Here is a 13149-nt window from a genome sequence, read left to right as displayed (position 1 = left end):
TATTTTTGGATAAAGCTATATAATTGAAATAGGTTCGAGTACATTTTTTAAAAATGTCAGGAATTCAATTGAAGCTTATTATTCTGAAATATTCAAAATAAAATACAAAGTATGAAAAGAATTGCATTAGTCGCTCATAACCAGAAGAAGAGTGAAATGTTAGCTTGGGTAAAACGTCACATGGACGAATTGAAAAAGCACAAATTAATTGGAACTACCAATACTTCTAAATTATTGAACTCTGTTTTAGATCTTGATGTAGAAGGTTTTGGGCATGGACCCAACGGTGGGGATATACTTTTGGCTGCACAAATATTAGAAGGTAAAGTTGATGAAGTTATCTTTCTGATCGATGCTGAAACACCTCACGGTCATGAGCACGATATTCAAACCTTAATCAGAACTGCTGTATTAAATAATGTACCTATCGCCTTGAATTTAGCAACTGCAGATTTCTTGGTAGAACTGAATAAATCAGAAAAAAATAAAGAAGTTTAATAAGGATCAAATATTTTAAAAATATGCTTAAAAGCTCACAATATTTATGATTATTGTGAGCTTTTTTTCGTTTCTTGATAACTTATTATTTAATGGCTAATCCCAATCATTAATGAAGGACTTCTATAAATATGAACTTAACTCAGAGTTAAATATTCTCTATAAGCATTACTATGGATTAATTTCGATAGAAGATATTTTTTCTTCCTGGCAGTATGCTTTTGATAACAATATAATACCTGGTGATTTAAAGGGGTTTATTCTGGACTTTAGAAAATCAACTTTTGATTTTAAAGCTGATAGATTTTTAGATATATCTAACTTTTATAAAGAGCATATCGATGTATTTAGAGGAACAAAAATTGGATTAATATCTGTAAACCCTAAAGATGTTGTTATACCTATTTTGTTTACAACTAAAGATAAAGGTTATACTTCGTCAGCTTTTAGTACTGATCAAGCAGCGATTGATTGGATTTTAGAATAATTGAATACTCCTTTAATTAATGATGTATCTATTTGTTAACCTTAAATTAACACAAAGGTAAAATTAAGGGAACACTGCTCATTTCACCTGTTTGTAGATTTGTATTGAACTTACAAATTGAGAAACATGGATAATTTCTACTTAATACTTGTTGTTGTGCTTTTTGCACTGGCTATCTCCGACCTGATTGTTGGGGTGAGTAACGACGCGGTTAATTTCTTAAATTCTGCATTCGGATCTAAAGCAGCTCCACGTTGGGCAATCCTGATAATTGCCAGTTTGGGTATTCTTGTCGGGGCAACCTTTTCTAGTGGTATGATGGAAGTGGCTCGAAAGGGTATTTTTCACCCTGATCAGTTCTACTTTGCTGAAATCATGATCATTTTTGTGGCCGTCATGTTAACAGACATCATTCTGTTAGACTTCTATAACACGATTGGCTTACCAACATCTACAACGGTTTCTATTGTATTCGAATTGCTTGGAGCTGCAGTTGCTGTTGCCCTCGTTAAGATTATGAACTCTGATGAAACTCTATTAGATTTAGGTAACTATATCAATTCTGCTAAGGCACTTGCCATTATAACGGGTATACTGCTGAGTGTTGTTATAGCCTTCTCTGCTGGAGCTTTGGTTCAGTATATTACTCGAATTATTTTCACTTATAAATACGATAAGCGTTTTAAATATTTTGGTGCCATCTTTGGTGGATTTGCTATTACTGCTATCACCTACTTTATCTTGATTAAAGGCGCAAAGGGATCTTCATTTATCTCAAAAGAGACTCTTGATTGGATAAAGTCAAACACTTTTACAATTATAGCTTCTTGTTTTGTTGGATGGACTGTTATCTTACAATTATTAGTGTGGCTAGTTCGTCTAAATATTCTTAAAGTTATTGTACTCGTTGGAACTTTTGCTTTAGCTATGGCTTTTGCAGGTAACGACTTGGTTAATTTTATTGGAGTTCCATTGGCAGGATTTAAATCTTTCCAAGCTTTTGTCGCGAGTGGTTCTAGCGATCCATATGGCTTAACGATGGGAATGCTAACAGGGAAAGTTCACACAGAAACTTACCTTCTATTGATTGCTGGTATCATCATGACTGTTACGCTTTGGTTTTCGAAGAAAGCAAGAACAGTTACTGAGACTGAATTAAGTTTGAGTAACCAAAATGAAGGCGATGAGCGTTTTGGCTCTTCTTTCTTTGGTCGATTAATTGTACGTCGATCGTTATCAGCTAATAGTCGTCTAAGACATATTTTACCTGATAGCATTCAAAGAAGTATAGATAGAAGTTTTGTTCAACCAGCTGCAATTGCTGGTATTGACAAGAAGGACATTCCGGCTTTTGATATGATTCGTGCTTCAGTAAACCTTACTGTTGCTAGTATTTTAATTGCAATTGGTACATCGTTAAAGCTACCTCTTTCTACCACTTACGTTACTTTTATGGTTGCTATGGGTACTTCTTTGGCTGATAGAGCCTGGGGACGTGATTCGGCTGTTTATCGTATTACAGGTGTAATTACTGTAATTGGAGGATGGTTTTTTACTGCATTTAGTGCTTTTACTGCAGCCTTTATCTTTGCAAATTTGATTAACTGGTTTGGTGGTTATGCTATCTTCGGACTATTAGCACTTGCCATATTCTTCGTAGTTCGTTCACATATGCTTCATAAACGCAAAAATGAAATAAGTGAAACCGATGATGATGATTCATTAATAATAAAAGGTGATGCAGCTGAGCAATGTACCTATGCCGTTTCTACCTTAACCGCTAAAATACCAGGTATTTATGGCAAAATGATCACTGGTTTGGCTTATGAAGATCGCACTAATCTTAAGGAATGTTCAAAGAAGGTAAATAAGCTGAATACTGAAGTCAAGAAAATTAAGAATCAAGTGCCTGATATGGTTAAATTACTGCGTGAAGACAGTGTTTATTCAGGAGCATTCTATGTTCAGTTAATCGATTACCTTCGTGAGATGGCCCATGCAACAAGTTTTATTGTGGAGCCTGTTTATGAATATATCGATAACAATCATAAAGCTTTTGAGTCTGAACAAATTGAAGAGTTGAATATTATTCAAGCTAAATTGTCTCAGTTCTTTACGCACATCAATACAATCATTAATGATAGAAATTATTTATCTGTCAATATTGATTCTGTTCTCGAAGAGCAAGAAGGCTTATTAAAATCAATTAAGAAATTCAGAAAAGAGCAAATCAAGAGAATTAAAGCTGAGAAAGTTGGAACACGTAATTCAGTTCTATACTTAGGGATCTTAAATGAGACCAAGAACTTGATTCTATATGTAGGAAATCTTCTTAAAGCAGCTCGTGATTTTGCAACTTCAAATGAAGACGAGGACCTGGATTAATTCTTGATATGATATAAAAACATATTTTTCACAAAAAAAAGGGAGCTGTTCAATAGTTGAACAGCTCCCTTAGTTTGTTGTTATTTTATGAATCAAATTATGAAACTAATAACTCAAAAAGTTTTCTCATGCCGATACTCGCTTTCTCTTTTATAAAAGTACGATTGCCATATGAAGACATGTTGACTTCATTGGGATCTATAATGTAAATAGGGCAATGGGAGGGGGCGTAATCAATTAAACCGGCAGCTGGGTACACATTCATCGATGTGCCAACAATGATTAAAATATCAGCCTTAGAAACGATATTTGAGGCCTCTGATATGGCTGGTACAGCTTCTCCAAACCAAACGATGTGTGGTCTTAAGCGAGAACCTTTTTCACACTTGCTTTCTGCAGTCAGCTCCCAGCTATCTAATTCATAAATAAGATTTGGATCTACAGTACTTCTCGCTTTTTTTAACTCTCCGTGTAAATGGAGTATTTTTGAACTTCCTGCTCTTTCATGCAAATCATCCACATTTTGAGTGATGACTTCAACATCGAAATATTCTTCAAGTTCATGTAGAATTAAGTGACCATCATTGGGTTGACACTTGAGTAGTTGTTGGCGCCTTTCATTATAGAAACGTGTAACTAACTCAGAATCTTTCTCCCAGGCTTGAGGGCTTGCGACTTCCATAACATCGTATTCTTCCCATAAACCTCCCATTTCCCGGAAGGTTCTTAAACCACTTTCAGCGCTAATTCCAGCTCCGGAAAGCACAACAAGTTTTTTCTTAATAGGCATGTTTTCTCAGTTTAATCTCGTTCAGAAATTAAAGATAAGAAATTCGATGTAGATAAAATAGGGTGTTAAAAATCTCAGCTCAGGAAATGAACTGATTTGTAAGAAATATAATAGAGGGAATGCTTGTCTTGATAGACTATTTCACAAGCGTATTCTTGTTTTGAATTTTGCTTGTAGCTTCTACAGCTTCAAGTTCTTCAGAATTGTAATGGCTTGGAAGTGTGAGGTGAAAAGTAGAACCTTTACCTAATTCTGATTCAAGTTTTAAAGAACCTTTCATCAATTTCATATAACGGGAACATAGGCTTAAACCAATGCCAGCACCAGATTGCTTACGAGTATATGAGTTGTCAACCTGATTGAACCTTTCAAAGATTGACTGTTGTTGCTCTGAACTAATTCCTAAACCAGTATCCTTCACAGTGATGTTAATCTTCTGATTATCATGTAAGGAACAAGAAAGTCGGATTTCTCCAGATTTGGTAAAATTAATGGCATTATCTAATAGGTAGCTGATAGATTTCTCCAGCTTTTCACCATCAATTATAATGTTGGGATTAAGGCAATTGACCTGATAATCAATTGTAATGTCTTTGCCTAGAACTTTTATCTTCTCTTCGTAGATTGTATATAATCTAGTGATAATAGCTTCTAGATCAACTTCGGATTCATTGACTTGCATGATGCCTGAATCCAATTGGGATAAATCTATAATTCGATTGAGTAAATCGAGGAGTGAACGACTGCTAATATTCAGGATAGAAGCAAATTCATTTCGTTCGTCATTAGTTAATGATTCGTCTCGTAGGATGTCCGATGCTCCTATTATAGCATTCATGGGCGTGCGTATTTCGTGTGAAATATTCGCAAGGAAAGAATTTTTTAAATCTTCTGCTCCTTCTGCTCTTAGTAATGCCTCTGCTAACTGTTCTTCAAGCTCGCAGTAAGTCGGACGTTTATCCATTCAGTAATCTTTTCTAATGGTACTATGTTGTGAGAGTTTGTGATAATAATTGTATCACTTATTTATTATAACTTGGAAGGGGAACTAAACGATACACTCTTCAACAACATCTTTTTGTGTAAGTTCATTATGACCACCTTTTACTTCTAATAATTGCTCTGCACTAAGAATTTCAAAATTATTCATAATAGTAAGTTTTGGAAAATTAATAAAAAAATCAAACGATACACTCTTCAACAACGTCTTTTTGAGTTAGCTCATTATGTCCGCCTTTTACTTCTAATAATTGCTCTACGTTAAGAATTTCAAAATTTTCCATGGTTATTTAAATTATAAAGTGAATATTGGAATCGTTTTACATCCCTTTATTCCCTTTTTGGTTAAAAAGTAACCCAGAAAGTGAAAGTTTTTTTTGAAAAACATAAATAAGTTCTATGTTTTGAATAATTTTGCAGGGTCTATTTGTCACAAATTCAGCTTTTTAAAACTATTTTTCTACAGTGAAAAAAAATCAAGAAATATTTCGATATCTGCTGATTACTGCATGTTTTTTTGTGTTTTCTGGATTCAATTTTCATGTAAAAGCATCAAAATCTTCACCAATTTTTCAATCAGATGTGTGCACATCTGCTGATTCGTCCTTGCTCATTTTATTAAATAAGGCAGTAAGTGAATTACGTTCCCGAAACAATAAGGGGGCGGAGAGCTATTTTCAACAAGCAGAAAGCACTATAAATGAAAGTGAGTTGAAGAATTTTCAACTCCTTTATAGATTTAAGGTCAATTATGGGGTAACTCTTATAAGGTTAGGGAAATTCAAGGAAGCTTTGATTAATTTTAATGCAGCAGAGGCTATTTGCAAAAAATACTTTGGTGAGACATCCGGGAAGTTGGCTCCCATATATGTTAATATGGGTAATATCTATTTTAATTCGAAGGATAATTTAAAAGCTCAAAAATATTATGAGGCCGCTCTTTTTATTATTGAAAAGAATCCAGATGCCATACGTTGGAGAGATCGAATAATTAGTAATCTTGGCTTGGTATCAAAAAGCAATAAAAAATATAATAAAGCCCTCAAATATTTGATAGAAGGTCTTGAAATCAAGAAAGCTAGGAATGTGAAAGATCTTTCTTCTAGTTATACTAATATAGGTAATTGTTATCAAGCATTGGGCTATGATAAGAAGGCAAATCATTATTTCCAAATGAGCATAGAGGAGTCCATCAAACTGAATGGAGATGGTAATTCAGATTTGGCTAACTTTTATTTGAATTATGCCATATTTCATTCTTCGAAGGAAAATGGAGGATTGGCTAAAGAGTATTTAAATAAATCATACGAAATTTATATAAATAAGTTCGGTTTGAGACATCCTGACACGGCTCTTTGTTTGAGGAATTTGGGTGGTATATATTTTAAGGATAAAGATTATATTAAAGCGTTGGAGTACTACCAAAAAGCGCTTGTTTCCAGTACTTATGACTTCCAAGGTGAAGAGTTTGATAAGAATCCAGATATACAACAAGTTGATGGTCAGTTGTCGACATTTGATATATTAAATGATAAGGCAGCAACTCTTCAGGAATTATATGGTGAAACAGAACAAATCAAGTATCTGAAACAATCCTTGAGTACATTCGATTTGTGTGTTGAGATTATTGATCAAATCCGAATTGCCTATCAGGATGAAGAATCAAAGTTGGCATTAAGTGCCAATGAAAATGAGACCTTTTCTTCCGCTATTGAAGTGGCTGCTAAATTGTTTGAAATTACGGGTAAGCCTTTTTATAAGGAAAAAGCTTTTGGATATTCGGAACGTACTAAGGCATCTAGTTTGCGTAACTATTTAAATGATGTCGACGCTAAAACATTTGGAGGTATTCCTATCGACCTTCAAAATTTGGAGCATAAATTAAAGCAAGATATAGCTGATTATCGTGATAAGATCTATCAAGAGAGAAAGCAGCTTCATCCGGTTGAGGATTCTATCTCGAGTTGGCGTCATACTCTTTTTGGTCTGAATGCTGATTATGAGCATATGGTGAAGCGTTTCGAGACGGATCATCCAGATTATTATGCCTTAAAGTATGATAATGCGAGTATTTCAGTAGAAGAGCTCCAAAAGCAGTTGAAGGAAGATGAAATTCTGGTTGAATATGCCTTATCTGATTCTACTTTGTATTCTTTTGCCTTAGGTTCTGATCTTTTTGAAATGAAAAAAGTCACCTTAAGAAAAGGAGAATTGGAGAAAAGTATCAATAATATTCGAACCAGTTTAAAGACCAATGATTTTACTGGCAATAGTATGAAATATTATCAGGATTATATTGATGCAGCTCACAAGCTTTATCTATTTATGCTTGAGCCTTACGAAGATGTGATTCGGAATAAGCATTTAATTATTGTTCCTGAAGGTAAATTGGCCTATGTACCCTTTGGTGTATTGCTGAAGGAAAAAGGAGATCCTGAGAGCTTGAATTACCGCAATTTGGATTATTTGATACGGCACAACCCTATAAGTTATCAAAACTCAGCTACGATTGCTTACAAGCGTCCTAAAAAAGGATTTTATTTGTCTTCAGGAAAAAGACTATTAGCCTTTGCGCCTTCCTATGATAATGTGAGCGATTCAATTCTTGTAACCAGACAAGTTCATAACAATAAGCTTTACCCTTTACCTGGCGCTAAATTAGAGGTTGAAAATATTTCTAAAATATTTGCAGGTAAAACTTATATCGATGAGCTTGCTTCTGAAACGAATTTTAAGAAAAATGCAGAAGATTATGATATTCTGCATTTAGCCATGCATACCATTTTAGATAATGATAACCCTATGTATTCAAAACTGGTTTTTACTCAAACAGATGATAGTTTAAATGATGGTTTACTAAATACGCATGAGATCTATAATATGAATCTTAAAGCAAGAATGGTTGTTTTAAGTGCTTGTAATTCTGGAGATGGTAAATTCCTTAAGGGAGAGGGTGTCATGAGTTTGGCTCGTGGTTTTTTCTATTCTGGTTGCCCAAGTTTAATTATGACATTATGGACTGTGGAGGATTTATCGGGGGCTAGCTTGATGTCTTCATTTTATAAGTACTTAGCCCAAAGCTTTCCTAAGGACGTTGCTCTGCAGCAAGCTAAACTTGAATACCTTGAAACTGCTGATGCTCTGAAATCACATCCTTATTTCTGGTCAGGCTATGTTGCCATTGGAGATACAGAAACCTTGTTCAGATTCAGTATGATTCATAAGATTTTGATGCTTCTGGGACTAACTCTTCTGTTTGGTGGTATCTACTTCATTTGGCAACGTTCAGGCTCTAAAAAGATCAATGAACAAACTCTAGATGAGTTCCACTTAGTTTAAACCAGTTTAAGTCTCTTTTAAGGCTTTTAGAAGAATCAAATTATTGACTTAGGTCTTATCTTAAAGAAGTGTGAAAACGTCTCTATTGTGGGAAATTTACGTCTTAAAAAGACTGTTTAAAAGTTTTTATACAAAAGAAAGGACTGCTCCTTTGAGAACAATCCTTATATATTAACGATAGTATGACGAATTGATTTATTCCAGTTTATTAAGAATTTCTTTAGCCTTAGTTCTGTAGAAACTATTCCCTTTGGCAATAGCGCTATAAGTTTCCTTAGCCTTTTCTCTTTCGTTAGTCATTAGGTAGCAAATTCCTAAATACCACTCAGATTGCTCTATAAACAGGTTGTTTTTGTGTTTTAATACCCGAATAAAATTCTTATTCGCTTTAGGGTATTCCTGGACTTGAATATTAGAAATACCGGAATAGAAATTACTCGTTATATTGGTACTATCCTTATCTAGTATTGTTTGAAATAATGATAAGGCAGCACGATAGTTCTTAGCCTCATATGATTGGAGAGCTTCTTCTAGAACTTTATCTGTATTATCAGCATCAGCAGCGGAACGTGTATTGATCAAAATACCGTATGGCTTGTAGTAGTTGCTGATTATCTCTTCATTGGTATATGTTTTATTGCCAAGCATAGAATAGATACCAGCCATACCAATAAAAAGAATCATAGAAGCAGCAGCAATCCTCCATTTGCCTTGGAATCTTACTTTGCGTTTTTCAATAGGAGCTGGAATATCAATAGCTTCGAGTTTGCATCTAAGCTCCATGACATCTTCTTCCATAATCGCGTCGTTAATCTCGTTATGAAGATTTAATTCCATCTCCAAATCTAAATCATCCATTAGATCTTTTTCAAAACCTAAGATTTCATTTTCGTTAAGCTGATCGTCTAGATAATTTTCTATGCGATCAAAGTTTTTTTCGTTCATCATACTTCGGTAAATTGATTATCGCTTTTAATATTCATTATAAGTGTTTGCTTGCACTTATACTTCCTAGATTTCACGTAATCTTCTCCGGCAAAGCCCATTTTTTTTGCAATTTCTTTTGCAGATACTTTCTCAAGATACAGTCTCATTATTTCCTGACAATCAGCAGGCAGTTTCTTAAAATGCTTCTGATACAGACGGTACTTTTCAGTTTGCTCGTAAGATTGACTTACATCGTCAACCTGTTGGTCGAGTACTACATCTGATTTGATAATGTCAAGATTATCATCTCTCTTCTCAAGTTTTTTTAACCACAATAGTCGGCATACAGAGTAGATATACGTTCTAAAGTTACAAGTCAGCACAATAGGTGCTTTCTTCATCTTTCGAAAGATTACAATAATAGCCTCCTGAAAAAGGTCGCGTGCGTCCTCACTGGTTCCACTATTATTTTCAACGAATCTGCAAGTGTCAGGAAAGAACTTGCGATAGATGTAATTCAATACATCATTATTGCTCATTCCAATTCCTTCTAGAATTGCTTCTGTTGTGTAATCCATGTTATCTACCCCTTTATTCCTACTTTTTGTAAAAAGTAACCCAATAAAATGAAAAAAAAATAAATGTCAATTAATTATATTATACAACACTCATATTATGAGTGCGTTGTGTATTAAGAAAAAATTATATTTTTTCTTAATCTGTACATAATATGATGGGAATATTAAATAATAAAAACTCAATAAATATGTGACGAAGTTATTTAAAATACTGATGAATTCTTCCTTTATTTGTGTGAATGTAAATATATGCAAATAAAATATAGTTTTTGATAAATTGATAAACCCTTTTTTTTTTTGACATAAACATTTAAGATGCCTTCCGAGTGTTCAGAGCGCATGCATTGCTATCAAATTTATATTAAGTTTTTTGAGTTTTATGACTTGAAGGTGAAGGATGGAATTATTATTAAACATTTCTGTTTAATAGGAACATATTTAGAAGAGGGTGTAAAATAAAAAAAGGAAATTTTCATGTGAAAATTTCCTTTTTTATTTCTCGAAGTGGGCGATATAGGATTCGAACCTATGACCCCTTGGGTGTAAACCAAGTGCTCTGAACCAACTGAGCTAATCGCCCGAGAAGACTGTGTGTATGTAATACAATTGTGGGCGATATAGGATTCGAACCTATGACCCCTTGGGTGTAAACCAAGTGCTCTGAACCAACTGAGCTAATCGCCCTTTCCCTTAATTGCGATGCAAATATAGGAGGGAATTTTTTTATACGCAAGCCCTAATTGAAAATAATTCAAAAAAAGATGCTTACAGCCCTTTGTTTTTGGTGAAATTCTCTACTTTTAGGACTCATAAAAAATTGATTAGATGGACAATAATTTAGAAAGTGACTGGAATAAACTTTTATATAAAATTTCTGAAGAATTTAATGTTGATGCTGATTTAAATGGCACTTTGTTGCTAATTGGCATCCAAGAACGTGAAGAAGGCTTCAAAGAAAATTATTCGAAAGATGATAAAATGGCCTTAATTAATCTTGCAACATGTCGTTTGTTGATGAAATGGAACTACTATTCGATAGATGGCTATGATGAAGATAAATGGCCAATCTTCAAAAAGAATAAAATGATACCTCCTTTTTCTAAGGAAAAAGAAGAGCAACTTTTGAAATCTTCAATCGTTGAATATTTTAAAGAGAACGCTTATCTTGAGGCATAATTTTTATTAATCTTACTTTTACTCAAAATAACGATTCAAATAAATACGAAACAAAAAGCTATGAACAAACTCATCACTCTAAGTTTAATTATTCTTTTGGCAGGAGCTTATTCTTGTAAAACTGCAGTAAAGCTTGGTAAAAAAGATCGCATTGTTCAGATCGATACTGAATATGGGGCTGTTAAAATTAAATTATATGATGAAACTCCAGGTCATCGAGATAATTTTATCAAGTTGGCTCATAAGGGTTTTTTCGATGGGACTCTATTTCACCGTGTAATCGATGGTTTTATGGTTCAAGGTGGTGATCCTGACTCTAAGGGTGCAAAACAAGGTATGATGTTAGGTGAAGGAGGTCCGGGTTATGATATACCCTCTGAATTTCATCCTAATCTTTTTCATAAGAAAGGTGTGATTGCAGCGGCTCGTGAAGGTGATCAAGTTAATCCTAAAAGGGAATCTTCCGGATCTCAGTTTTATATCGCTCAAGGAAAAGTTTATGAGCCTAAAGCTTTGGAGGCCCTAGTTGTTAGTATCAATAAGAAACGAGCTAATGCTGTTTTCGAGAATCAAAGAGCTCAATATAAGGAGGAATTGACTCAACTACAGAAAGATGGTGAATTTGATAAATTCAATACCAAGATGGAGGAGATGAAGCTGAAGATAGATTCAATTTCTAAATCTCAATTCCTGATTTTAACTGATTCAATGAGGGAAGCATACTCAACTGTTGGTGGTATTCCTCACCTGGATCAAGCCTATACGGTTTTTGGCGAAGTGATTGAGGGACTGGATATTATTGATAAGATTGCTGCCGAGGAAACTGACGGTAATGACCGTCCTTTAAAGGATATGAAAATGAAGATTACGATCGTTCAATAAACAATTTGAGATTATAATTTTGAAAAAAGCTTCGAACATTCGGAGCTTTTTTGTTTTTTTGGATTGACTAAGTTAAATTTCGCCATGACTCAGATTAAGAAGATATTATTACTTGCTTTCCTATTGTTCATTTTTTGTTCAAAAGGAGAATTAATGGCTCAGGATAAGCGTACAAATTCAATTGTAGTAATTGAAACGAATTTGGGTAATATGAAATTGATGCTTTACAAGGAAACACCTAAGCATCGTAAGAATTTTTTGCAGTTGATCGAAAATAAGCACTTCGATGGGACCTTATTCTATCGGGTGATAAAAGGATTTGTCCTACAAGGAGGTTCTCAAGATTCGAGAAATGCATCCGCTGGAAGACAGATTGGTTATGGAACTTCAAACAGAACCATTGAGTCTGAATTTCGTCCACAATATTTCCACAAAAAGGGAGCATTGGCCGCAGCTCGCCAGCCAGACAAGGTCAATATTTTCAAGGAATCGGATGTTTCGCAGTTCTATATCGCTCACGGAAGAGTTTACACGATGGAAGAATTAACTGCCATGGAAAAAGCTGTCAATAAGCCTTTAAGAAAACAGATTGTAAAGCGATATCTAACACCTAAAAAACGCCACTTACTTGATTCACTAAAAAAATTGAAGAAGGTAGAGGAATTCAGAGAGATCGCAGGAAAGATAAAATCCAACATTAGTTTTGCTTATGAGAGTTCCCATGAAAAACTTGTATTCACTACAGCCCAAAGAAAGGCTTTCACAACTGTAGGAGGTGTCCCTCACTTAGATAAAAATTATACCGTTTTTGGTGAGGTTATTTCCGGTTTCGATGTGATGGATAAAATTGCAAATCTAAAAACGGATAATCACGATAGACCTTATCAGGATGTGAAAATAAAAGTTCGAATCCTGAAATATTAACTTTCTTAGAGTTTTTTAAATTATCAGATAAATTAATAAAATCCTTTAAAATTTATCTGATAAATGAGGTGTACTTGATTGAAATTATCTGATAAGTTATTTTTCGAACTCTATGCATTGAGACTTCTATTTGCACTGTATTAATATTCAACAATCTTTTGTAA

12 protein-coding genes and 2 tRNA genes are annotated in these 13149 nt (G+C 34.1%); 7 read left to right on the top strand and 7 right to left on the bottom strand.

Features of this window, described 5'->3' with window-relative positions; genetic code table 11:
- Positions 1-111 precede the first annotated feature (111 nt).
- From ACXR6G_RS05420 to ACXR6G_RS05410, 3 genes are all read left to right on the top strand, one after another.
- On the top strand, positions 112-498 hold the full coding sequence (locus ACXR6G_RS05420; protein ID WP_458360384.1) for a methylglyoxal synthase: 387 nt from the start codon (positions 112-114) through the stop codon (positions 496-498).
- A 112-nt stretch (positions 499-610) separates the two neighbouring features.
- On the top strand, positions 611-985 hold the full coding sequence (locus ACXR6G_RS05415; RefSeq protein ID WP_458360383.1) for a hypothetical protein: 375 nt from the start codon (positions 611-613) through the stop codon (positions 983-985).
- 126 nt (positions 986-1111) lie between these two features.
- Positions 1112-3370, top strand: a complete 2259-nt coding sequence (locus ACXR6G_RS05410) for an inorganic phosphate transporter (protein ID WP_458360382.1) — start codon at positions 1112-1114, stop codon at positions 3368-3370.
- Between the two features lie 97 nt (positions 3371-3467).
- On the opposite strand, the gene ACXR6G_RS05405 is transcribed toward ACXR6G_RS05410, so the two are convergent.
- The 3 genes from ACXR6G_RS05405 to ACXR6G_RS05395 form a co-directional block, all read right to left on the bottom strand.
- Positions 3468-4160: an SIR2 family NAD-dependent protein deacylase gene (locus ACXR6G_RS05405; protein ID WP_458360381.1), complete on the bottom strand. Its 693-nt coding sequence runs from the start codon at positions 4158-4160 to the stop codon at positions 3468-3470.
- Positions 4161-4296: 136 nt separating this feature from the next.
- Positions 4297-5124, bottom strand: a complete 828-nt coding sequence (locus ACXR6G_RS05400; RefSeq protein ID WP_458360380.1) for a sensor histidine kinase — start codon at positions 5122-5124, stop codon at positions 4297-4299.
- Between the two features lie 217 nt (positions 5125-5341).
- Positions 5342-5443 carry a bacteriocin class II family protein gene (locus tag ACXR6G_RS05395; RefSeq protein WP_458360379.1) on the bottom strand — a complete coding sequence of 34 codons (102 nt, stop codon included), beginning with the start codon at positions 5441-5443 and terminating at the stop codon, positions 5342-5344.
- Positions 5444-5624: 181 nt separating this feature from the next.
- Here ACXR6G_RS05395 and ACXR6G_RS05390 point away from each other — a divergent pair, with 181 nt between their 5' ends.
- Positions 5625-8498: a CHAT domain-containing protein gene (locus ACXR6G_RS05390; protein WP_458360378.1), complete on the top strand. Its 2874-nt coding sequence runs from the start codon at positions 5625-5627 to the stop codon at positions 8496-8498.
- Between the two features lie 195 nt (positions 8499-8693).
- Here ACXR6G_RS05390 and ACXR6G_RS05385 read toward each other — a convergent pair whose 3' ends face one another.
- The 4 genes from ACXR6G_RS05385 to ACXR6G_RS05370 all read right to left on the bottom strand — a co-directional run bounded on the left by ACXR6G_RS05385 (position 8694) and on the right by ACXR6G_RS05370 (position 10687).
- A complete protein-coding gene (locus ACXR6G_RS05385) occupies positions 8694-9446 on the bottom strand; it encodes a tetratricopeptide repeat protein (protein ID WP_458360377.1) in 753 nt (250 codons plus the stop codon).
- A complete protein-coding gene (locus ACXR6G_RS05380) occupies positions 9443-10003 on the bottom strand; it encodes an RNA polymerase sigma factor (RefSeq protein ID WP_458360376.1) in 561 nt (186 codons plus the stop codon). The genes ACXR6G_RS05385 and ACXR6G_RS05380 overlap by 4 nt, the downstream gene beginning before the upstream one ends.
- Positions 10004-10508: 505 nt before the next feature.
- Positions 10509-10583 (bottom strand) — tRNA-Val (locus ACXR6G_RS05375).
- Between the two features lie 29 nt (positions 10584-10612).
- A tRNA-Val gene (locus ACXR6G_RS05370) sits at positions 10613-10687 on the bottom strand.
- 141 nt (positions 10688-10828) lie between these two features.
- Here ACXR6G_RS05370 and ACXR6G_RS05365 point away from each other — a divergent pair.
- The 3 genes from ACXR6G_RS05365 to ACXR6G_RS05355 all read left to right on the top strand — a co-directional run bounded on the left by ACXR6G_RS05365 (position 10829) and on the right by ACXR6G_RS05355 (position 12985).
- Positions 10829-11179, top strand: coding sequence for a hypothetical protein (locus tag ACXR6G_RS05365; protein WP_458360375.1), 351 nt, complete (start codon positions 10829-10831; stop codon positions 11177-11179).
- A 60-nt stretch (positions 11180-11239) separates the two neighbouring features.
- A complete protein-coding gene (locus tag ACXR6G_RS05360; protein ID WP_458360374.1) occupies positions 11240-12061 on the top strand; it encodes a peptidylprolyl isomerase in 822 nt (273 codons plus the stop codon).
- A gap of 84 nt (positions 12062-12145) precedes the next feature.
- Positions 12146-12985, top strand: coding sequence for a peptidylprolyl isomerase (locus ACXR6G_RS05355; protein ID WP_458360373.1), 840 nt, complete (start codon positions 12146-12148; stop codon positions 12983-12985).
- Positions 12986-13149 lie beyond the last annotated feature (164 nt).

This window comes from Ancylomarina sp. YFZ004, assembly GCF_054254355.1.
This window is presented reverse-complemented; position numbering and strand designations above follow the sequence as displayed.